This is a genomic window from Pseudomonas sp. LBUM1652 (genome assembly GCF_059716105.1).
The window spans coordinates 2,200,196-2,225,364 of sequence record NZ_CP166804.1 but is presented as its reverse complement, the minus strand read 5'-3'; the positions used below and the strand labels follow the sequence as shown (position 1 = coordinate 2,225,364).

Below are 25,169 nucleotides of genomic sequence, written 5' to 3'. Positions count from 1 at the left end.
GTAGGCGAGGTTGCCCGGTTGCAACGCAACCTGCGGCGCCACCGCTGGCTGAGCGCTCAAATCCAGGTGATCGAGTTCCAGCACATGCAGGTTGTCCTGCGCGGGCATCACCTGACGCAGACTCGAATCACTGAGCAACAGCGCAATCCCGGAATCGCGCATCAGATAACTCAGACGTTCGCGCGGATACGTCGCGTCCAGCGGCACATAAGCGCCTCCGGCCTTGAGCACCGCCAACAGCGCGACGATCATGTTTTCGCTGCGTGGCAGGGCCACACCGACGCGGATTTCCGGGCCGACACCTTCGGCGATCAGCGCATGGGCCAGACGATTGGCCCGGGCCTCGATCTGGCCGTAGCTGAAGGTCTCGCCATTGAAGATCAATGCAGTTTGGCCTGCATGCGCTTGTGCCCATTGTGCGATGCGCTGGTGCACTGCCGGTTCTTGCGAAGGAGCCGGCAAAGCCTGCGCGATGCATGCATGGCCGGTCGGCAGACCGATGCGGCCCAGCGGTTGCGCGGCATCTTCCGTCAACGCAACGAGCAGGCCTTCCATGTTGCTGCGGATGCCTTCCACCGTCGCCAGATCGAAATGCTCGCGCAGGAACATGTACTCGATCACCAGACCTTCTTCCAGCGTGACCATCAAGTCCATCGGGAAGTTGGTCAGGCCAGAGTTATTGATCTCGCCGAACTTCAGCGAGTCGTCGCGCCATTCGCGCAATGCCTGGTCGATCGGGTGATTCTCGAACACGATGATGCTGTCGAACAGCGACTGCCCGGCGCGGCCGCCCCAACGCTGGACGTCGGTCAGCGGGGTGTACTCGCGCTCTCGCATTTCCAGGTTGAAGTCCTGCAACTCACGCAGCCACGGCCCCACCGCTTGCTCGGCCGGCACGTCCTTGATCACCGGCAACGTGTTGATGAACAGGCCAAGGATCGATTCCGACGCCGGCAGACTCGCCGGACGCCCCGCCACCGTGGCGCCGAAGGCCACGCAGCGTTGACCGCTGTAACGGCTGAGCAGCATCAGCCATGCGCCCTGCACCAAGGTGTTCAGCGTGACTTGCTGAGCTTGCGCAAAAGCCTTGAGCTGTTCGGTGCGCGGCTCACCCAAGCGGCTATAAAGCGCCTCGTGACCACGACCGCTGCCAGTACGCGTGACGGCGTCGGCCAGATAGGTCGGTTCGTCGAGCAGGTTCAAATGCTGACGCCAGAACCCTTCGCTGGCGTTGGCGTCTTGCTGTTGCAGCCAGTTGATGTAGCGGCGATATGGAACGGCGTCGGCCAGCGGCTTGCCGGAATACTGGCTCAGCACTTCGCCGATCAACTGCGAACTGCTCCAGCCGTCGATCAGGATGTGGTGGTAGGTCCAGATCAGTTGATAGCTGTCCTCATCTACCCGCACCAGCGCCAACCGTTGCAGCGGTGGCTGGTCGAGATCGAAGCCCTTGGCCCGCTCGCTATCCGCCAACGCCTGCAAGGCTTCGGCCGAGTGATCCTGTTCGCGCCAGTCAAGCAGGCTGATCGGCAACTGCGGGTCGGCGAGCACGAATTGCAGCGGCTCGGCCATGTCCTGCCAGAGGAAACCGGTGCGCAGGATGTCGTGGCGACGGCTGACCGTTGCCCAAGCGGCTTTCAGGCGCAGGGGATCAAGGCCTTGCACCGGCACACTCAACTGGTTGACGTACAGATCCGATTCCGGCGAATTCAAGCCGAGGAACAGCATGCCCTGCTGCATCGGCGACAGGCGATAAAGCCCTGCCAACTGATCCTGCGGCAGCGGTAATTGCGCGATTTGCGCATCACTCAAGCCGTGCAGAGGCATGTCGATCAGCGCGGCCACCGGTACGTCTGAGGTGCTTGCGACGCGTTGCGCCAGTTGCTCGATGGTCGGGTGCTGGAACAGGTCTTTCGGGCTCAGTTCCAGGCCTTGCTGACGGGCACGGCTGACCACTTGAATCGAGATGATCGAGTCCCCGCCGAGGGCGAAGAAGCTGTCGGTGGTGCTGACCTGCGCCAGGCCCAGCACGTCTTTCCAGATGTCCACCAGCGCCTGCTCAGTGGCGTTGACCGGCTCGACGTGTTGTTGCGCCGCCGTGAGTTCCAGCGCCGGTAAACGCTTGCGATCGATCTTGCCGTTGGGGGTCAGCGGCAGTTGCGCCAGCCACAGACGGTGAGTCGGCACCATGTAATCCGGCAGGGTTGCGCCCAGCCAACTGCTGAGATCGTCGTGCAGTTCACGTTGCTGTTCAGCGCTGGCATCGACAATCGTCGGATCGCTCGGCACCAGATAGGCGATCAATTGTTGGCTGCCCAGCACTTCACTGGCCAAGACCACGGCTTCACGCACGGCGACGTGCGCCACCAGACGCGCTTCGATTTCGCCCAGTTCGATACGCAGGCCGCGAATTTTCACCTGATGGTCGATGCGGCCCATGTACTCCAGATCGCCCTCTTCGCGCTCGCGGATCAGGTCGCCGGTGCGGTACATGCGCTCGCCATTGGCGGCGAGCGGGTTGGGCACAAACCGCTCGGCGGTCATCGCCGCACGGCCAAGATAGCCGCGAGTGATGCCGGCACCAGACAGGTACAGCTCAGCCGAAACCCCTTGCGGGACAACGTGCAAATCGGCGTCGAGCAAGTGACTGGCGCTGTGGTCGAGGGCACGACCAATGCGCGCCTGACCACCGGCACTGCGGCGGGTCCAGGTCGAATAGGTGGTGTCCTCCGACGGGCCGTACAGGTCGAAAACGTGCTCGACGGTCGACTGCTGATACAGCGCGTCGACCAGCCCTTGCTTGAGCGGTTCACCCGCCAGATTGATGATCCGCACGCTCGACGGAATCTGCCCGGCGCGTTGCAATGCAGCAATGGTTGACGGCACGCTGTTGATCAGGCGCACCTGGTCGCGGGCTGCCAGTTGCGGCAGCTCCAGGGCATTACGGGCGATGATCAGCGAGCCGCCGTTGGCCAACGTGACAAACAGCTCCCACACCGACAGATCGAAGCACACCGACGTCGAAGCCAGCACACCTTGGATGTCATCGCGGCTGTAAACCTTGGCCGACCAGTCGATCAGCGCCATGACGTTGCGATGGGCAATCGCCACGCCTTTGGGTTTGCCGGTGGAGCCGGAGGTGTAGATCACGTAAGCGAGGTTGTCCGGCGCGACCGATGTTTGCGGTGCGCTGCTCGAATAACCGCTCAACGACACCTGATCCATCAGCAGCACTTGCGTTTCGCTCGGCACGCTCAAGGTCGCGGCGACGGCTTGCTCGGTCAGCAACACCCGCGCACCGCTGTCGTCGAGCATGTAAGCAACGCGATCCGCCGGGTAATCCGGGTCCAGCGGCACGTAGGCGCCACCGGCCTTCAGCACCGCCAGCAAGGCGATAAGCAACTGCTCGGAACGCGGCATCGCCACGCCCACCCGCACTTCCGGGCCGACACCGAGTTCGATCAGCTTGTGCGCCAGACGATTGGCTTGCGCGTCGAGCTCAGCGTAAGTCAGCTGATTGCTGCCGAAAGTCACCGCCAATGCATCCGGGGTGGCCGTCACCTGACGAGCAATGCCCTGATGAATGCATAGATCGGTGACGAAATCGGCAGCGACGCTCGGCACGTTTTCGATCAGGTTCAACTCACTCAGCGAACGCTCGCCCGACTCGCTCATCTGCCCGAGCAAGCGCTGCAAGAACTCACCCAACTGCGCCACGCTGTGCGCCGCGAAACTCTCGCACTGGTAGCTGAAGTGCATCGACAACTCGTCGCTCAAGTGCACCAGCAGGGTCAGCGGGTAGTTGGTCTGTTCATGGTTGTTGATCTCGCCAAAGCGCAATTCCTGCGGTGCGCCCTGCTCCAGCGCCTCGGACACCGGGTAGTTCTCGAACACCAGAATATTGTCGAACAGCGCCTCACCATTGCGCGCGGCCCAACGTTGAATGTCGAACAACGGCGTGTGTTCATGCTCGCGCAGGGCCAGGTTCTGCGCCTGTAAGCTCTGCAACCACTCAGCAACGCTCGATTGCGCGCGGGGGCTGGCGATCACCGGCAAGGTGTTGATGAACAGGCCGATCTGCTGCTCGACACCTTTGAGTTCCGTCGGACGCCCCGCCACCGTGGCGCCAAACGCCACGCTTTGCTGACCGGTCAAGCGCTGCAACAGCAGCAACCACGCCGCCTGAATCAGTGTGTTGAGCGTAACTTTTTGCTGGCGGGCGAACTCGCCCAGACGACGGGTCTGCTCGGCATCGACAACACAGAAGTGCTCGCCATGCCCGTCCCGCGACGCATCCCCGCGTTGTGCCTGCAACGCCTGCGCCAGCAGGGTCGGCGCCTGCAAGTCGGCCAGTTGCGCAGTCCAGTAGTGCTCGCTGGCCTGCACGTCCTGGCGTTGTAGCCATTCGATGTAATCGCGATAACGCCCGGCCAGTGCCGGTTGAGCAATGCCGCTGTAACGCTGCAGCACTTCGCCGAGCAACTGCGAATTGCTCCAGCCGTCCATCAGGATGTGATGGTTGGTGTAGATCAGATGACAGCGCTGGTCATCCAGACGCACCACGACCATGCGCAGCAACGGCCCTTGGCTCAGGTCGAAACCTTGCGCCTGCTCAGCGGCGGCCAGTGCATTCAATTCGCTCTGGCCATCGCCGCGTTCGCGCCAGTCGAGCACGCTGAACGGCATGTCCAGTTGCTTGTGCACCACTTGCACCGGACGCGCCAGTTCACCCTGCCAGACAAAACTGGTGCGCAGGATGTCGTGGTTATCCACCGCCGCTTGCCAGGCTTGCTGGAAGCGTTGCGGGTCGAGGCCTTCGACGTCGAGGCGCACCTGGTTGATGTAATCGCCAGTGGCCTGTTCGTAAAGGCTGTGGAACAACATGCCCTGCTGCATCGCCGACAGCGGATAAACGTCGGCAATCTGCGGCGCCGGCCATGGCAAGCCGTCGAGTTGCGCCTGAGTCAGGCCGGCCAAGGGGAAGTCCGACGGGGTCAGGCCTTCGATGCCCGGGGTCAGGCAATGGCCGATCAACACGGCCAGTTCCTCGGCGTAATCCGCCGCCAGCGCTTCAATGACCGCGCTGTCGAAACGTTCGCTGCTGAACGTCCAACCCACCCGCAGTTCGCCGCCATACACCTGACCGTTGAGGGTCAGCCAGTTGCCCAGCGGTGCGTCCGGGCTCTGATCGAGACCGGCGTTATCCGGTGCCGGCACGAACAGCGCGGCGGCATCGCCGTCGAAACTGCCGTCGAACTGGCCGAGATAGTTGAAGGTGATGCGCGGTGTCGGCATGGCGCGCAAGCTCTGCTGTGCCTGTGCATCGCCGAAGTGGCGCAGCGCGCCGAAACCGATGCCTTTGTCGGGGATCGAGCGCAGTTGCTCCTTGATCTGTTTGATCGACTCGCCCGCCGTCGCCGCCGGGGTCAGGCGCACCGGGAACAGGCTGGTGAACCAACCGATGGTGCGGGTCAGATCGACCCCGTCGAACAGCTCTTCGCGACCATGGCCTTCGAGCTGAATCAGCGTCGACGCCTGCCCGCTCCAGCGGCCGATGACTCGCGCCAGCGCCGTCAGCAACAGGTCATTGACCTGCGTGCGGTAAGCCGCCGGGGCTTCCTGCAGCAGTTGTCGGGTCAAATCAGCGCTCAGACGTGTCTGCACGGTTTGCGCCAACCGGTTTTGCTGACCGGCGTCCACGCGCTTGCACGGCAGATCAGTGCTGACATCGCTGAGGCAGGCCTGCCAGTACGCCAGCTCTTGCTGCAACACCGGGCTGTTGGCGTAGCGCTGCAATTGCTCGCTCCAGTCCTTGAAGGCGCTGGTCTTCGACGGCAGGTTAAAAGGCTGACCATTGAGCAATTGCTGATACGCGTTTTGCAGGTCTTCGAGCAGAATCCGCCACGACACACCGTCCACCGCCAGGTGATGAATCACCAACTGCAAACGTTGAGTGCCGTCGGCCAGGGTCGCCAACACCGCACGCAGCAACGGCCCGTTTTGCAGATCAAGGCTGCGCTGGGCGCGGTTGCCCAGGGCTTCAAGGGCGGCGGCATCGGCGACGTCTTCCTGCCACAGCAGGTTTTGCGATGGGGCTTCCACCGCCCGGTGCTCGGCCTGCCACGCGCCATCGCGCTGAGTGAAATTCAGGCGCAAGGCATCGTGATGGGCCACCAGCGCGCGCAGCACTTGCTCGAGCTTTTCAGCGTCCAGAGGCTGACGTGGCTTGAGCAGCACCGACTGGTTCCAGTGGTGACGTTCAGGGATGTCATCTTCGAAAAACTGCTGCTGAATCGGCAGCAGCAACGCCGCGCCTGTCACCGCTTGTTGATCGATACTCGACTCGTCCTCGCCCAGTTGCGCGACCAGCGCCAGACGTTGCACGGTCTGGTGCTGGAACAGGTCTTTGGGATTGAGGCGAATGCCGGTCTGACGAGCACGGCTGACCACCTGAATCGAGATGATCGAGTCGCCGCCCAGTTCGAAGAAATTATCGTTGAGGCCCACTTGCGGCAATTTCAGCACGTCTTGCCAGATCGCCGCCAAACGCTGTTCCAGCTCGCTTTGTGGTGCCTGATAAGCCTGCTGCGCCTGACTGGCATCCGGAGACGGCAACGCGCTGCGGTTGAGTTTGCCGTTGGCGGTCAGCGGCAGTTGCGCCAGCAGCAACAGGTGCGCAGGGATCATGTGATCCGGCAGGTTTTCCTTGAGTTCGGCACGCACTTTGTCACGCCACAGGCCTTGTTCGGCCGGGCTGGCGTCGAGCAGCGCGACATCGTCTGGCACCAGATACGCCACCAGTTGCTGACCACTGAGGCCCGGTTGCGCGAGCACCACGGCTTGGCGCACGGCGGCTTGTTCCAGCAATTGCGCTTCGATCTCGCCGAGTTCGATACGGAAGCCGCGAATCTTCACTTGATGGTCGATGCGCCCGACGTATTCGATGACCCCGTCAGCGCGATAACGCGCCAAGTCACCGGTGCGGTACAGACGCCCGCCATCAGCGGCAAACGGATCGGGAATGAAACGCAGAGTGGTCAGATCCGCACGGTTCAGATAACCCCGCGCCAGACCGGCACGCCCGATGTACAGCTCACCGATACAGCCTTTGGCGACCGGGTTCAGATCACCGTCGAGCAAATACCACGACAGATCCGGAATCGGTTCGCCGATCGGGCTGCCGACATCGCCTTGCAGATCGGCCAGCGAAATCGGCCGGTAGGTGACGTGCACGGTGGTTTCGGTAATCCCGTACATGTTGATCAGTTGCGGCGCCTGATCGCCAAAACGCTCGAACCACGGGCGCAGGCTCTTGACCTCCAGCGCCTCGCCACCGAACACCACGTAACGCAGTGACGGCTGTAGCGCAGCGTGTTCCGGGGCGCACGCCACTTGCATCAATTGCTTGAACGCCGACGGCGTCTGGTTCAGTACGGTAATTCCTTCGCGGCAGAGCAAAGCGTAGAAATCTTCCGGCGCACGGCTGACCTCGTAAGGCACCACCACCAGTTTGCCGCCGTAGAGCAGCGCACCGAAAATCTCCCACACCGAGAAGTCGAAAGCGTAGGAATGGAACAGGCTCCAGACATCGGCCGAGCCAAAATCGAACCACGCACGCGTGGCTTCGAACAGACGCAGCACGTTGCGATGAGCCAGCAACGTGCCTTTCGGCTGGCCGGTGGAACCGGAGGTGTAGATCACGTAAGCCAGGTTGTCCGGGCTCATGCTGACTAGCGGATTATTGTCGCTGTAGCCTTCGAGACCGTCGCGCTCCTGATCAAGCATCATGCTGCGGACCGAGTCCGGCACCGGCAGGCGACCGAGCAAATGACTTTGGGTCAGCAGCAGCGAGATGCCGCTGTCGCCGATCATGTAGCTCAGGCGTTCTTCCGGGTAGCTCGGGTCCAGCGGCACGTAAGCGCCGCCGGCCTTGAGGATCGCCAGCAGCCCGACCAGCATGTCGAGGCTGCGCTCCACCGCCAGACCGACGCGCACATCGGGGGCGACACCGCTGGCGATCAATTGGTGGGCCAACTGATTGGCGCGGCTGTTGAGTTCGCCGTAAGTCAGGCATTGCCCGGCACAGGTCACGGCAATCGCTTGCGGTGCGCGGGCAGCCTGGGCTTCGATCATCTGATGCAGGCATTGCTCGCTTGGGAAATCGGCCACGGCCGGGTTCCATTGCAACAGGGTTGCCGCACGCTCGGCGGCGTCGTGCAGCGGCAGGTCGGCGATGCGCTGGCCGCTGTCGGCGACGATGCCTTGCAGTAGATTCGTCCAGTGTTGCGACAGGCGCGCGATGGTCGAGGCGTCGAACAGGTCGGTGGCGTAGGTCAGCTCGGCCCAGACGTTGTCGGTGGATTCGAAGGTGTTCAGGGTCAGATCGAACTGCGCGGTGTTCGACGCCCAGCTCAGGCCTGCAATCTCGATGTTCGGCAAGCGCGTGGCGCCCTGCGCCTGACGGGCCTGGCTCTGGTGGTTGTGCAGCACCTGGAACAACGGACTGTGACTGAGACTGCGCTCCGGTTGCAGCGCGTCGACCAGTTGCTCGAACGGCAGATCCTGATGCGCCTGGGCGCCGAGCACGGTGTTTTTCACTTGCTGGAGCAGGCTGCGGAACGTCTGCTGGCTGTCGAACTCGGCTTTGAGCACCTGCGTATTGACGAAGAAGCCGATCAGCCCTTCAGTCTCGACCCGATTGCGGTTGGCCACCGGCACGCCGACGCGGATGTCGGCCTGACCACTGTAGCGATGCAGCAAGGTCTGGAATGACGCCAGCAACAGTGCGAACAGCGTGACGTTTTCACGCTGGGCAACCTGCTTGAGGGCAGTCGTCAGCTCCAGACTCAGCGGGATGTCTCGACGGGCACCGCGATAGCTTTGCTCAGACGGACGTGGGCGGTCGGTCGGCAGTTCCAGCAGCGGCTGATCACCGTCACCCAGTTGCGCCGTCCAGTAGCTCAACTGACGCTCGCGTTCACCGGCGTCCATCCACTGCTTTTGCCACACGGCGTAGTCCGCGTATTGCACCGGCAGCGCTGGCAGTTGCACGGTCTTACCCTGGCTGTAAGCGGCGTACAACGCCACCAGCTCATCAACCATGACGGTCATCGACCAGCCATCGGAGACGATGTGGTGCAAGGTGATAACCAGTGCGTGGTCGTCAGCGGCCAGACGCAACAATTTGACCCGCAGCAGCGGGCCTTTTTGAAGATTGAACAGGTGCAGGGTTTCTTCGGCGACCAGCGCTTGCAGCGCGGCCTCGTCCAGATCGGCGGCAACGTCCTGCACGTGCAGATCCAGCCTTCCATGGGCCTGAATCACTTGCAGGGTCTGGCCCTGCTCTTCGACGAAGCAGGTGCGCAGGGATTCGTGGCGCTCGATCAGGGTATCGAAGCTGCGCTGCAACGCCGGCAGATCCAGCTCACCGCGCAGGCGTAGCGCCGCCGGTACGTGATAGGCGGTGCTGGTCGGTTCCAGTTGCCAGAGGAACCATTGACGTTCCTGGGCATACGAAAGCGCCAGCGGTTGCAGGCGCGGCAACGCGACAATCGGCGGTTCCTGATGCGCCTGATCAACACCGAGCGCGGCGACGAAATCTTCCAGCGTGCTGTGTTCAAACAGCGTACGCAGCGGCACCTGAACGTTCAGCGCCTGACGCACCCGTGAGACCACTTGCGTGACCAACAACGAGTGGCCGCCCAGTTCGAAGAAGTTATCGCCGAGGCCCACGCGATCGAGTTTCAGCACCGCTTGCCAGATCTCGGCGACGGTGTGCTGGGTGGCGGTCTGCGGCGCGCTGTAGGTCGATTGCAATTGGCTGGCATCGGGCGCCGGCAGGGCCTTGCGGTCGACTTTGCCATTGGGGGTCAGCGGCAGTTGCGCGAGGAACAGCAGGTGTGCCGGCACCATGTATTCGGGCAGTTCAGCCTTCAGGCTGGCCTTGAGCGCGGCGCGTAGATCGACCTCTGAAACATCGCTCGCCGATGGCACCACGTAGCCCACCAGTTGCGGGCCGGTCGGGCCGTCCTGCGCGACCACGACGGTTTCGCGCACGCTGTCGAGCGCGAGCAAACGCGCTTCGATTTCGCCCAGTTCGATACGGAAACCACGGATTTTTACCTGATGGTCGATCCGCCCGATGTATTCGATCAAGCCCTCGGCGCGGTAGCGGGTCAGGTCGCCAGTGCGGTACAGACGCGCGCCGTTCTTCGCGAATGGGTCCGGCACAAAACGTTCGGCGGTCAGGCTCGGGCGCTGGAAGTAACCACGGGCCAAACCGTCACCGCCAATCAGCAGTTCACCCGGTGCGCCGAGCGGATTGAGCTCAAGGTCGCTGCCGAGGATGTACAGCGCGGTGTTGTCGATCGGCGTGCCGAGGAACGGCCGGCTGTTGTCCGCGCTCAGGGCGTGTTGCGCCGACCAAATGGTGGTTTCGGTCGGGCCATAGAGGTTCCACACGCTCGGCGTCAGCGCCAGCATGCGTTGCGCCAGTTCCTGCGACAGCGCTTCACCGCCACAGAGGAACGTGCGGCTGTTGAGGATCGCGGCGTGTTCGTTGTCCAGCAGCATGCGCCAGGTCGACGGCGTGGCTTGCAGCACCGAAACGGCGTGGCGCTCGATCAGTTCAAGCACCGCTTGCGGGTCTTGATGCACGTTCTTGCCGGTCAGCACCACACAGGCACCGGCCAGCAACGGGCCGTAGATTTCCAGGCCGAAAATATCGAACGAGAACGTGGTCAGCGACAGCATGCGATCAGTGGCCGCGATCCCCGGTTGCTTGATCATGCTCGCGACAAAGTTGCTCAGCGCCGCATGGCGCACCATCACGCCTTTCGGTTTACCGGTGGAACCGGAGGTGTAGATCGTATAGGCCAGATGTTCGCCGTTGACCGCAACGTCCGGCGCGGTCTGTGGATAAGCCGCCAGCCAGCCGTGTGGCTGATCGATCGACACAATGTGCACGCCCGCCGGAATCGGCAGCTGCGCCTGCAAATGGGTTTGGGTCAGCAGCAATTGCAGGCCGCTGTCCTCAATCATGTAGGCCAGACGATCTTCGGGATATGCCGGATCCAGCGGCACATACGCCCCGCCCGCCTTGAGGATCGCCAGCAGGCCAATAATCATCTCGACACTGCGCTCGACGGCGATGCCGACCAGTTGATCCACGCCGACACCGGCCTCGATCAGTTTGTGCGCCAGTTGATTGGCCCGGGCATCCAGTTCGCCATAGGTCAGCACGTCTTCGCAGATGATCAGCGCGATGGCGTGCGGCGTTTGCTGCGCCTGCAAGGCGAAAGCCTGCTGCACGCAATCGGCTTGCGCGGAGTGATCGGCAACGCGGAACCAGTCCCGCAACAGCACGCCATGTTCGGCACGTTCCAGCAACGGCAATTCGCCGACTCGTTGGGTCGGTGCGGCCACGATGCCTTGCAACAGGTGCTGCCAGTGACGGCCAATGCGCTCGATGGTCTCAGGCTTGAACAAGTCAGTGGCGTAGGTCAGTTCAGCGGCGAAGCCGTCGTTGGACTCATAGGTGTTGAGGGTCAGGTCGAACTGCGCAGTGCGCCCTTCCCACTGCACATCCTCGACACTCAACTGCGGCAGTTGCACCGCGCCATGCCCCTGATCACGGCGGGTCTGGTGGTTGAACATCACCTGGAACACCGGGCTGTGGCTCAGGCTGCGTTCCGGTTGCAGCGCTTCGATCAATTGCTCGAACGGCAGATCCTGATGCGCCTGAGCGTCCATCGCCGCTTGCTTGACCTGCGCCAGCAATCGGTTGAACGGCAGTTGTCCGCTCACCTTGGCATTCAGGACTTGGGTGTTGACGAAGAAGCCGATCAGGCCCTCCGTCTCGACGCGGTTACGGTTGGCCGTCGGCACACCCACGCGAATCTGCGCCTGGCCGCTGTAGCGATGCAACAACGCCTGGAACGATGCCAGCAACACCATGAACAGGCTCGCGCCTTCGCGCTGGGCCAGTTGTTTGAGGGCATCACCGAGATCCGCCGGCAAGTCCAGTTCGAGCCGCGCACCGCGCAGGCTCTGCACCGCCGGACGGGGAAAATCGATCGGCAACTCCAGCACCGGCTGCTCGCCATCCAGCGTCTTGATCCAATAAGCCAGTTGCCGCTCACGCTCGCCCGCTTCCAGCCAGTGACGCTGCCAAATCGCGTAGTCGGCGTATTGCACTTCCAGCGCCGGCAAGGTCAGCGACTGCCCGCTGGTGTCGGCGGCGTAATGCTGGATCAGCTCGTTGACCAGCACTTTGATCGACCAGCCATCGGAGATGATGTGGTGCTGGATCAGCACCAGTACATGATCGTCCTGCGCCACTTCCAACAGTGCCACGCGCAGGAGCGGGCCCTGTTGCAGGTTGAACGGGCGCGCGGTTTCGCTTTCGACAAAGGCCTTGATTGCAGCGTCCGTGCCTGCGGCGTCGAGGCCCTCCGGCAACGGCGCCAACGTGATGTTCAGCGGCAGTTGCGGATGGATCACCTGACAGAAGGTTTCGCCCTGCTCGGCGAAAGTGGTGCGCAGACTTTCGTGACGCGCCGCCACGGCATTGAAGCTGCGTTCCAGCGCCGCCACATCCAGCCGCCCCTTGAGGCGCAGGGCGCTGGGGATGTGATACGCGGTGCTGTGCGGATCCATTTGCCACAGGAACAATTGACGTTCCTGGGCGTACGACAGAGGAATCGCCGTAAACCCGGAACGCGTTTCCGGGATCGGCAGGTTGGCCGGAGAGACGCCCTCTTCGAGCATCTTTTCCAGGTACAGCTTACGTTTGTCCAGCGGCAGAGTGATAAAGCGCTTGGCTACCCTCAAAGCAACACTCTTGTCCATCAGACTTCCTCCATATCGTCAAGCAGGGCTTCCAGCTTGCTCAGTTTCTGTTCGTTGATTGCCCCGCCTCCTGTATCGAGGTGAGCGACAAAGTCGCTCAGGACGGGGTGCTGGAATAACAGTTGCGGGGTCAGCGTCAGGCCCAGTTCGAGGGCGATGCGCGACACCACGTTGACCGCCAGCAGCGAGTGCCCGCCCAGTTCGAAGAAGTGATCGTTCAGGCCGATGCGTTGCACTTCGAGCACTTGCTGCCAGATCGCCGCGACCTGCTGCTCAAGCTCACTGTGCGGCGCGACATACGCTGCCTGCATCTGGCTGGCATCGACCGCTGGCAAGGCCTTGCGGTCGAGTTTGCCGTTGGGGGTCAGTGGCAACTGCTCAAGGAACAGCAGGTGCGCGGGAATCATGTAGTCAGGTAACGAAGACTTGAGGCCAGTCTTTAGTCCGTCGCGCAGGAGCCGCTGCGCTTCGCCGTCATACAGATCCAGTGGCGGGGCGACCACATAGGCCACCAGTTGCGCGCCAGCCTCGCCTTCGACCGCCAGTACCACCGCTTCGGTGACTGCCGGTTGAGCGAGCAATCGCGCCTCAATCTCGCCCAGTTCGATGCGGAATCCACGAATTTTCACTTGATGGTCGATTCGGCCCATGTACTCCAGATCGCCCTCTTCGCGCTCGCGGATCAGGTCGCCGGTGCGGTACATGCGCTCACCGTTGTTGGCGAGCGGGTTGGGCACAAACCGCTCGGCGGTCATCGCCGCACGGCCCAGATAGCCGCGAGTGATGCCGGCACCAGACAGGTACAGCTCAGCCGAAACCCCTTGCGGGACAACGTGCAAATCGGCGTCGAGCAAGTGACTGGCGCTGTGGTCGAGGGCTCGACCAATGCGCGGCTGACCACCGGCACTGCGGCGAGTCCAGGTCGAATAGGTGGTGTCCTCCGACGGGCCGTACAGGTCGTAGACATGCTCGACCGTCGACTGTTGATACAGCGCGTCGACCAGCCCTTGCTTGAGCGGTTCACCCGCCAGATTGATGATCCGCACGCTCGGCGGAATCTGCCCGGCGCGTTGCAGCGCAGCAATGGCTGACGGCACGGTGTTGATCAGGCGCACATGATTGCGGGCTGCCAGTTGCGGAAGCTCCAGGGCATTACGGGCGATGATCAGCGAGCCGCCGTTGGCCAACGTGACAAACAGCTCCCACACCGACAGATCGAAGCACACCGACGTCGAAGCCAGCACACCTTGAATGTCGTCGCGGCTGTAGGCCTTGGCCGACCAGTCGATCAGCGCCATGACGTTGCGATGGGCAATCGCCACGCCTTTTGGCTTGCCGGTGGAGCCGGAGGTGTAGATCACGTAGGCGAGGTTGTCTGGTTGCACCTTAGTGAACGGCGCGTCAGCGGAATAACCACTCAACGACACCTGATCCAGCAGCAACGTTTGGGTATCAACAGGCACGCTCAGGGTCGCGGCGACGGCTTGCTCAGTTAGCAACACCCGCGCACGGCTGTCGTCGAGCATGTAAGCAACGCGATCCGCCGGGTAATCCGGGTCCAGCGGCACATAGGCGCCACCGGCCTTGAGCACCGCCAACAGGGCGATAAGCAACTGCTCGGAACGCGGCATCGCCACGCCTACCCGCACTTCCGGGCCGACACCCAGTTCGATCAGTTTGTGCGCCAGACGATTGGCTTGCGTGTCGAGTTCAGCGTAAGTCAGTTGCGTGCTGCCGAAAGTCACCGCCAACGCATCCGGGGTCGCCGTCACCTGACGAGCAATGCCGTGATGAATGCACAGGTCGGTGACGAAATCGCTGTCAACGTTCGGGGTGCTTTCGACCAGGTTCAACTCGCCGAGCACGCGTTCGCCGGCCTCGGTCATCTGGTTGAGCAGCCCCTGCAAATGCGCGCCCACCTGCGCAACGCTGGCCGGGGCAAAGCTGTCGCGCTGATAGCTGAAATGCACCGTCAGTTGCGCGCCCATGTTCACCAACAGGGTCAGCGGATAGTTGGTCTGCTCCTGATTGGCCACCGCGCCGAAACGCAAGCCTTGCGGTGCGCCCCGTTCCAGTGCGTCGGCAATCGGGTAGTTCTCGAACACCATCAAACTGTCGAACAGCGCATCACCGCCCTGCCCGGCCCAGCGCTGAATATCCGCCAATGGCGTGTGTTCGAACTCGCGCGATGCCAGATTCTGCGCCTGCACCCCTTGCAGCCAACTGGCCAGACTCTGCTGTGCTTGCGGCGCGGCAACCACCGGCAAGGTGTTGATGAACAGACCGATCTGCGCTTCGGCACCAGGCAGATCCGCCGGACGCCCGGCAACGGTGGCGCCGAACGCGACACAGTCTTTGCCGGTATAACGCTGCAACAGCAACAGCCATGCGGCTTGCACCACGGTGTTGACCGTGACTTTCGCGGCCCGGGCAAATTCACCCAGACGCTGAGTCAGATCCGCGTCCAGCACTTGGTAATGATCGCCATAACCGACGCTCGGCAAGCCGTCATGCGGCCGCGCGATGGCAGTGGCCAGACGCGTTGGTTCTTGCAGGTTGTTGAGCGTCGCCAGCCAGTAGGCTTCGGCCGCGGCGACGTCCTGCCGTTGTAGCCAGCCGATGTAATCGCGATAGCGGCCCGCCGGACGCGCCACCGCTTCGCCGCGATAATGCTGCAACACTTCGCCGAGCAACTGCGCGCTGCTCCAGCCGTCCATCAGGATGTGATGGTTGGTGTAGATCAGGTGATGACGATCCGTCGCAGTGCGCACCAGCACCAAACGCAGCAGCGGCGCGCAGGTCAGGTCCAGACCCAGAGCGCGCTCCTCATCGGCGAGGGTTTGCAACGCTGCGTCCAGCGCGGTTTTGCCGTGCCAGTCGAGCACGCTGAACGGCACTTCAACCTGACGCTGCACCACTTGCACCGGTTGCGGCAAGTCGCCCTGCCAGAAGAACCCGGTGCGCAGAATGTCATGGGCATCCACCACCGCTTGCCACGCGGCACGGAAACGCTGTGGATCGACGCCGTCGACATCCAGACGCATCTGGTTGATGTAGTCGCCGTTGCCGTGTTCGAGCAAGGTATGGAACAGCATGCCCTGCTGCATCGGCGACAACGGGTAGATGTCGTCGATGCTCTGCGGTTCGAGCACCAGTGCATCGAGTTGCGCCTGCGACAGTTGCGCCAGCGGGAAGTCCGAGGGCGTTACGCCACGGTTGACGCTGTCGCAGCAATGACCGATCAGGGCAGTCAATTCCTGCACGTAATCATCGGCCAGACGCTGGATGGTTGCCGCGTCGAACATCGCGCCGCTGTAGATCCAGCTCAGATCCAGTTCACCGCCAAAGACTTTGCCGTTCAGCGCCAGCGGGTTGCCCAGCGGGCCTTGCAGGTTGACTTCGGCGCCGCCGGATTCGCTGGTCGGTGCAAACAAAGCCTGGTCGGCGGCATCGAAGCTGCCGTCGAACTGCCCCAGATAGTTGAAGGTCAGGCGCGGTGCGGGCAACGCTTGCAGGGTCTGGCGAGCAGGCTCATCGCCCAGGTGCGCCAGCGCGCCGAAGCCGATGCCTTTGTGCGGAATCGCCCGCAGTTGTTCCTTGACCTGCTTGAGCGATGCGCCAGGTTCCGCGACCGGCGACAGGCGCGCCGGGAACACACTGGTGAACCAGCCGACGGTGCGCGTCAGGTCAACGCTGTCGAACAGGTCTTCGCGACCGTGGCCTTCGAGCAATACCAGCGCGTGGTCGGCACCGGTCCAGCGCACCATCACCCGCGCCAGCGCGGTCAGCAGCAGATCGTTGACCTGGGTGCGATAAGCCGCCGGAGCATCCTGCAACAGCTGACGGGTCAGGGTCTGATCCAGTTTGCTGCGAAGGGTCTGCGCCTGATCATGTTGCTGACCGCCGTTCGGACGGTCGAAAGGCAATGCAGCTGAAGCGCCTTGCAATTGTTGCTGCCAGAAGCCCAGTTCAGTCTGCAACGCAGGCGTCGCGGCGTAGTCCTGCAATGCAGCCGCCCAGGCTTTGACCGCACTGGTCTTGGCCGGCAATTGCACGGCATTGCCGCTCGCTATCTGCCGATAAGCGTTTTGCAGATCTTCAAACAGAATCCGCCAAGACACGCCATCGACCACCAGGTGATGGACGATCAGCAGCAGGCGTTGACTGCCATCGGCAAGGTTCGCCAGCACCGCGCGAATCAGCGAGCCACCGCTCAATTGCAGGCTGCGTTGGGCCTTTTCACCCAGTGTCTCAAGGGCTGCGAGGTCGGCGACCTCGACTTGCCAGAGGATCGTTTCACCTGCTTGCGTGGCGATGTCGCGGTAGTTCGCTGTCCAGCCGTCAGCCTGCTCGACAAAGTCCAGACGCAGGCTGTCGTGATGCAGCACCAACGCATCCAGCGCTTGTTCAAGCACGTGGGCATCAAGGGTTTGAGTTGGCTTGAGCATCACCGACTGGTTCCAGTGATGACGGTCGGGAATCGCCTGAGCGAAGAATTCCTGATGAATCGGCAACAGCGCCGTGCTGCCGGTCACCGGCTGCTGATCGATCACTTGCTGCGCCTCGCCCGTCTGCGCGACAACGGCCAGCGCCTGAATGGTCTGGTGCTGGAACAGGTCTTTGGGGGTGAAGCGAATCCCGGCCTGCCGCGCGCGGCTGACCACTTGAATCGAAATGATCGAATCGCCGCCCAGCTCAAAGAAGTTGTCGCTGATGCCGACCTGCTCAAGCTTGAGCACGTCTTGCCAGATCGCCGCCAGTTGTTGCTCCAGCGCGTTCTGCGGAGCGACATAGGTTTGCTGCAGTTGGCTGACATCCGGTTTCGGCAGGTTCTTACGGTCGAGCTTGCCGTTCGGCGTCAGCGGCATGCGCTCCAGACGCAGCACATACGCCGGCACCATATGGCCTGGCAAAGTGGCCTTGAGCTGCGCACGCAGGTCTTCGGTGAAGTCCGCGCGGGTCGAATCGCCCACCACATACGCCACCAGACGCTTGCCGCTGCCGGCGCTGCCTTCCTGGGCCACAACCACCGCTTCACGCACGCCGTCGAGTGCTTGCAGGGCGGCTTCGACTTCGCCGAGTTCGATGCGGAAACCACGGATCTTCACCTGATTGTCGATGCGATCCAGATAGTCGAACGTGCCATCGGCGCGCTGACGAACGAGGTCACCGGTGCGATAGAGCAAGCCGCCAGCACTGCTGAACGGGTCAGCGACAAAACGCTCGGCGGTCAGCCCCGGACGATTCAGATAGCCACGGGCCAGGCCCGTGCCACCCAGATACAGCTCACCGGCCATGCCTTGCGGCAACAGGTTCAGATCGGCGTCGAGCACGTAGGCGCTGCGATCGCCGATGCGGCTGCCGATTGGCGCGTAAGCGGCGCCGCACGGCACATCGCGGCCGGCCTTCCAGATCAGCGGGGTGACCACGGTTTCGGTCGGGCCGTAACCGTTGATGATGTAGTCCGGATCGAGCGCACGTTTGACCCGCTCGAAACTGGCGTTCGGCACCGCGTCACCGCCGAAGCAGTAAATACGCACTTTCGGCGGATTGCCGACGCGCTCGGCGTGTTCAGCCAGTTGTTGCAGGTACACCGGCGGGAACGCGACCACCGTCACGCCGTGTTCAATCATGGCGTTGTAGGTCTGCTCCGGTGTCCACAGTGTGTCGTCGCGGATCAGCAACGACGCGCCGTGGGTCAGGCTGGTCAGCCAGCGCTCATGGGCGCCGTCGAAGGCGAACGACATGAAGTGGAATTCGCAGTCGCTGTCGCGCATTTCATAGCGCTGGCCGATGGCCTGGCAGTGCATCGCCAACGGGCCGTGGGCGACGCTGACGCCTTTCGGATTGCCGGTGGAACCGGAGGTGTAAATCACATACGCGAGGTTGTGCGGATCGAGTTGCACGGGCGGCGCGATGATCGGCCAATCGCGCAGGTCGAGGCGATCAATCTCCAGCAACGGCACCGATTCGGCCACGGGCAATTGCGCCGACACCGACGAATCGCTGATCAGCAGTGCCAGCCCAGAATCCTCGATCAGGTAGGCCAGACGTTCACGCGGATAGCTGGTGTCCAGCGGCACATAAGCACCGCCCGCCTTGAGCACCGCCAGCAGCGCGACGATCACCGCCTCGCTGCGCGGCAGGGCCACCCCGACGCGGGTTTCCGGGCCGACGCCACGGGCGATCAGCGCGTGGGCCAATTGGTTGGCACGCTGATCGATTTCGCCATAGCTGAAGCGCTGACCGTTGAAGATCACCGCCGTGCGTTGCGGGTTTTCAGCGGCCAGCTCGGCAATACGCTGATGCACGCCGATGTCCACCGGGTAAGGCTGCGGGTGGTTTTCGGCTTGCTGGCGCGCCTGCTCCTCAGCGCTGGCCAGGGCGATTTCACCGAGGTTGCGTTCAGCCGACACGGCAAATTGCTCAAGCAATTGCAGCAGATGCGCACTGATGCCCTCGATCACATCACTGGCGAACTGGCCACGGTCGAAGCTGTAATGCAACGCCAGTTGCTGCCCCAATGTCACGGCAACGCTCAGCGCGTAATGCGTCTGCTCCAGGTTACCTACGTCACCGAACACCAGCCCCTGCCCGGCCTGACTCAGCGCCTGGGCAATCGGGTAGTTTTCAAACACCAGAATGTTGTCGAACAGCGCCTCGCCACCCTGCCCGGCCCAGCGCTGAATGTCCGCCAGCGGCGTGTGTTCGAAGTCGCGCAGGCTGAGGTTCTGTGCCTGCACCGCTTGCAGCCAGTGGCCGACGGTTTGATCCGGACGCGGCGCGCCGATCACCGGCAAGGTATTGATGAACAGACCGACCTGTTGCTCGATACCCGGCAGCTCCGCCGGGCGCCCGGCCACGGTGGCACCGAAGGCTACGGCTTCGTGACCGGTGTAGCGTTGCAGCAACAGCAGCCATGCGGCTTGCACCAAGGTGTTGACGGTGACTTTCTGTTGCCGTGCGAACGCTTCCAGCGCTTGTGTGCGAGACACGTCCAGCGTCAGGTAATGGTCGCCGTGACCGCTGAGGTTTTCCCCGCCGGTAGCGGCGCGGGCCAGTCGGGTCGGCTCTTGCAGCGCAGCGAGTTGCTCGCTCCAGAAGTCCTGACTGAGTTGACCGTCCTGACGTTGCAGCCAGGCGATGTAATCGCGATAGCGTCCGCCGCCAGTTACCGGCGTGCGACCGCTGTAACGCTGCAAGACTTCGCCGAGCAACTGCGAGTTGCTCCAGCCGTCCATCAGGATGTGGTGATGGGTGTAAATCAGGTGCCACTGCTCGGCGCCGGTCTGCACCAGCACCAGCCGCAGCAGCGGCGCATGGGACAGGTCAAAACCTTGCTGACGCTCGGCGTCGGCCAGCGCTGCGAGCGCCGCTGGCTGGTCGTCGCGGTTGCGCCAGTCCAGCGTGGTAAACGGCAACTGCACCTGCTTGTGCACGATCTGCAGCGGCTGTGTCAGCTCGCCCTGCCAGACGAAACCGCTGCGCAGAATGTCCTGCGCGTCGACGGTGGCCTGCCACGCCGCGCGGAAGCGCTCGGGATCAACGCCTTGCACATCGACGCGCAACTGATTGATGTATTCGCCCGCCGCCTGCTCGTAGAGGGTGTGGAACAGCAAACCCTGTTGCATCGGCGCCAGTGGATAAAGGTCATCGAGTTGCCCGGCCGACACCGGCAACGCATCGAGTTGCGCCTGAGTGACCTGCGCCAGCGGGAAGTCCGACGGCGTCGCTTGCGCGGCTTGCAGCGTGCAGCAATGTTCGATCAGTGCGTGCAACTCGCTGGCGTATTGGTCCACCAGTTTCTGCACGGTCGCGCCGTCGAACATCTCGCGGCTGAAGCCCCAGCTCATCGACAGTTCGCCGCCATACACTTGGCTTTCAACGGTCAGCCAGTTGGCCAACGGCGCTGCCGGGTCCTGCGCGACACCGCTGGTTTCAGCGGACGGCACGAACAGCGCCGCGTCGTCGAACTGGCGGTCGAACTGGCCGAGATAGTTGAACGTAATGCGCGGCGGCGGCAGCGACTCAAGTTCGGCGCGTACCGACGGCGCCGCGAGATAACGCAGCACGCCGTAGCCCAGACCTTTGTCCGGCACCGCGCGCAGTTGCTCCTTGATCGACTTGATCGAGCCGTCGAGATCGTCGGCGGCGCTCAGGTTGACCGCGAACAGGCTGGTGAACCAGCCTAAGGTGCGACTCAGGTCGATGTCATCGAACAGGTCTTCGCGGCCATGACCTTCGAGTTCGATCAGCGTGCCCGGTTGCTGGCTCCAGCGGCTGATGGTTCGCGCCAGTGCGGTGAGCAGCAGATCGTTGACCTGCGTGCGATACGCTGCCGGCGCCTGTTGCAACAGTTGCCGGGTGCGCTCGGCGTCGAGGCGCCATTCGATTTTCTCACCATGCAGATTCTGCAAGCTGCCATCCGGGCGCTCGCAGGGCAGACTCTGGGCACCCTGATGCTGGGTTTTCCAATAATTCAGTTGTTCGTCGAAGCGTGATGCTTGGCTTTCGAGGCGCGCCGTCCAGCTCTGGAAGGACGTGGTTTTTGCCAGCAACTGAATGCCGCCCCCCGCCGCCAGTTGTTCATAAGCCTGCTGCACATCTTCCAGCAGCACGCGCCAGGAAACCCCGTCCACCACCAGGTGATGAATGATCAGCGCCAGACGCTGACTGCCATCCGCCATGTTCACCAGCAACGCGCGCAGCAACGGGCCATTTTGCAGATCAAGACTGCGTTGGGCTTCATTGCACAAGGCATTCAACTGCTCGACAGACTCGGCGTCGCGCCGCCACAGGTCAGCGCTTTCAACCCGCGTGTCGTGACTTTGCTGCCAGCCTTCGGCGTTTTCGACAAAGCGCAGGCGCAAGGCGTCGTGATGGTTGATGACATGCGCCAGCGCTGCATCGAGCCACTGCGCATTCAATGTTTCACGCGGGGTCAGCAGCAGCGACTGGTTCCAGTGCTCACGCACCGGCATCGCACGGCTGAAAAAGTGTTGCTGGATCGGCCCGAGTACGGCGCCGCCGGTTACCGGCCCTTGATCCACCGAGGTCTGGTTGTCCAGCGTCGCGACCAACGCGAGGCTGCGCACGGTCTGGTATTGGAACAGATCACGCGGGCTGACGCGGATCCCGGCCTGCCGCGCCCGGCTGACCACTTGGATGGAGATGATCGAGTCGCCGCCCAGTTCGAAGAAGTTGTCTTCAAGGCCGACGCGCTCCAGACCCAGCACGTCTTCCCAGATCGCCGCGAGGGCCTTTTGCAGCGCATCCTGCGGCGCAACGAAGGCTTGTTGCGGTGCGGCGTCCGGTTGCGGCAGGGCTTTGCGATCCAGTTTGCCGTTGGCGGTGACCGGCAGTTTGTCCAGGGTCAGCAGGTAAGTCGGCACCATGAATTCCGGCAGACTGCCGAGCAGCCAGGCTTTGACGTCCTGCTGCCATTGCTCGTCCGGCTGGGCGGTTTCCAGCACCAGATAAGCCACCAGATGCTTGCCGCCCTGCACCAGCACCACCGCTTCGCGCACCAGCGGGTGCTGCATCAGGCGGGTTTCGATTTCACCGAGTTCGATGCGCAAGCCGCGCAACTTCACCTGATGGTCGAGACGGCCCAAGTACTCGATCACGCCGTCGGCGCGCTGACGCACACGGTCACCGGTGCGGTACAGGCGCGCGCCATCATGGAACGGGCACGGCACAAAACGTTCGGCGGTCAGTGCCGGGCGCTGGTGATAACTGCGCGCCAGCCCTGCCCCGCCCAAGTACAGTTCGCCGGCCACGCCACTGGGTACCGGCAACAGCTCGGCGTCGAGCACGTGGGTGCGCAGGTTGGCGATCGGTCGACCGATCGGCACGCTGTCGGCGCCTTCGTCGATGCAGGTCCAGTGAGTGACGTCGATCGCCGCTTCGGTCGGGCCGTACAGGTTGTAGAGGCCGGCGTTCGGCAGTTTGGCGAAGACTTGCAGTTGCGCATCCAGCGGCAGCGCTTCACCGCTGCAGACGATGCGCTTGAGACCCGCACACGTCTCGACGCCCGGTTCGTGAATGAACGCCTGCAACATCGACGGCACAAAGTGCAGCGTGCTGATGCCATAGCGGTTGATGGTGTCGATCAGTTGCAGCGGATCGCGGTGCGCACCCGGGGCGGCCACGATCAGCCGCGCGCCGGTCAGCAGCGGCCAGAAAAATTCCCACACCGACACGTCGAAACTGAACGGGGTTTTCTGCAACACCGAATCAGCGGCGTCCAACCCGTAGGCTTGCTGCATCCAGCACAAGCGGTTGACCAGCGCCGCATGGCTGTTGCCCGCACCTTTGGGCTTGCCGGTGGAGCCGGAGGTGTAAATCACATACGCAAGATTCAACGGGTCGACGCTGACTTCGGGACGGTTTTCACTGTAGCCGTCGAGCAGGCCCGGCTGATCCAGCGTAATGACCTGCACACCGTCCGTCGGCAACGACGTCAGCAGCGCCGCTTGCGTCAGCAACAAGGTGATGCCGCTGTCCTCGATCATGTAGGCCAGACGTTCCTGCGGGTACTCCGGGTCCAGCGGCACATAGGCGCCACCAGCCTTGAGGATGGCCAGCAGGCCGACGACCATTTCCAGCGAGCGTTGGGCGCAGATGCCCACCAGACTGTCCGCCCGCACACCTTGCTCACGCAGCAGATGCGCCAGTTGATTGGCCCGGACATCCAGTTCGGCGTAGCTCAAGGTCTGCTCACCGAACACCAGCGCTGGCGCGTCGGGCGTGCGCGCAACCTGTGCTTCGATCAATTGATGAATGGGCTGCTCGATTGGATAAGCCGCCGAAGTGTCGTTCCAGAGGTGCACCAGCGTGTGCTGCTCATCAGCCTCCAGCAGTGGCAACTCACCGACGCGCTGCGACTGATCGGCGACCATCGCTGTCAGCAAACGCAGCCAGTGGCGAGCCATGCGTTCGATGGTCGCGGCGTCGAACAGGTCGCTGGCGTAGGTCAGCGCGGCGTGCAGCTTGCCGCCCTTCTCGTAGGTGTCCAGGGTCAGGTCGAACTGCGTTGTGCGGCTCTGCCAGTCGAGACCGCTCAGCGCCAGACCCGAAGCGGTGCTCAGCGTGGCGACATCGGCGACTTGCGGCTGGTGGTTGTACATCACCTGAAACAGCGGCGTGTGGCTGAGGCTGCGTTCCAGTTTCAGCGCTTCGACCAGTTGCTCGAACGGCAGATCCTGATGGGCCTGGGCACCGAGGGCGGTTTCCTTGATCGCGCGCAACAGATAATCGACACGGGTCTGGCCGTCCAGTTGCGTGCGCAGCACCTGGGTGTTGACGAAGAAACCGATCAGGCCTTCGATTTCTCCACGGTTGCGGTTGGCAATCGGCACGCCGACGCGGATGTCGGTCTGGCCAGTGTAGCGATGCAGCAGCGCATTGAACGCACCGAGCAAGAGCATGAACAACGTCACTTGATGCTGCTGCGCGGTGTTGCGCAGTTGCTCGGCCAACTGCGCGTCGACGGCAAATTCGTAGCGGGTGCCGCGATAGCTCGGCATCGCTGGACGTGAGTGATCCAGCGGCAATTCCAGCACCGGATGTTCGTCGCCCAGTTGTGCCTGCCAGTAATCGAGCTGGCGCGCCTGCTCGCCGGCCTCCAGCCAGCGGCGCTGCCACAAGGCATAGTCGCTGTACTGAATCGGCAGCGGCGCCAGTTGCGGCTGCTGGCCGCCATCGAACGCGTCGTAGCAACGGATGAATTCATCGATCAGCACGTTCATCGACCAGCCATCGGAAACGATGTGGTGCAAGGTCAGCAGCAGCACATGCTCCTGTTCGGCCAGTTTGAGCAGCGTCACCCGCAACAGCGGCCCAACCGCCAGATCAAACGGCAACACCGATTGTTGTTCCGCTGCGCAGACGACCGCCTGCTCACGTTCGACGGCCGGCAGACCAGAGAAATCCTCAACGTTGATGACCAGCGGTGCCGCCGCCGGCACCTGCAGCAGGCTGTCATCGGCCTGACGCTCGAACACCGTGCGCAGGGTTTCATGGCGCTCGACCAGGCTGGCAAAAGCTTGCTCCAGTGCGCGACGGTTCAACTGCCCGCTCAGACGCACAGCGCCCGGCAGGTTGTAGGCACCGCTGTGCGGATCAAGTTGCCAGAGAAACCACATACGTCGTTGCGCGTAGGACAGCGCCTGACGATCCTCGGCCTCAATGCCGGCGGGAATCGGAAACCGGGCGAAATCAACGCCCTCCTTGTGCAGGGCCGCAAGGAACATCTGGCGCTTTTCCAGGGGCAACCCGATAAACCGGCGAGCGAGTTTCAAGGAGTCTTCTGCATTCAT

General features: G+C 62.8%; 2 protein-coding genes (1 of these 2 cut by a window edge). Both read right to left on the bottom strand.

The window, feature by feature from the left end; all coding sequences use genetic code 11:
- Positions 1 to 12,849 carry the 5' portion of a non-ribosomal peptide synthase/polyketide synthase gene (locus ACA069_RS10010; RefSeq protein ID WP_497617267.1) on the bottom strand. The gene continues 2,142 nt to the left of window position 1, outside the view, so 12,849 of the gene's 14,991 nt are visible here — the first part of the coding sequence; its start codon is at positions 12,847 to 12,849; its stop codon lies beyond the left edge, outside the window.
- Positions 12,849 to 25,169 (bottom strand): non-ribosomal peptide synthetase, encoded by a 12,321-nt coding sequence (locus ACA069_RS10005; RefSeq protein ID WP_497617265.1) that lies wholly within the window; start codon positions 25,167 to 25,169, stop codon positions 12,849 to 12,851. Before ACA069_RS10005 ends, ACA069_RS10010 begins: the two co-directional genes overlap by 1 nt.

What these genes read in the sequence shown, in the direction of transcription:
- ACA069_RS10005 (WP_497617265.1), bottom strand. Translation starts at nt 25,169, where the DNA reads ATGAATGCAGAAGACTCCTTGAAACTCGCTCGCCGGTTTATCGGGTTG.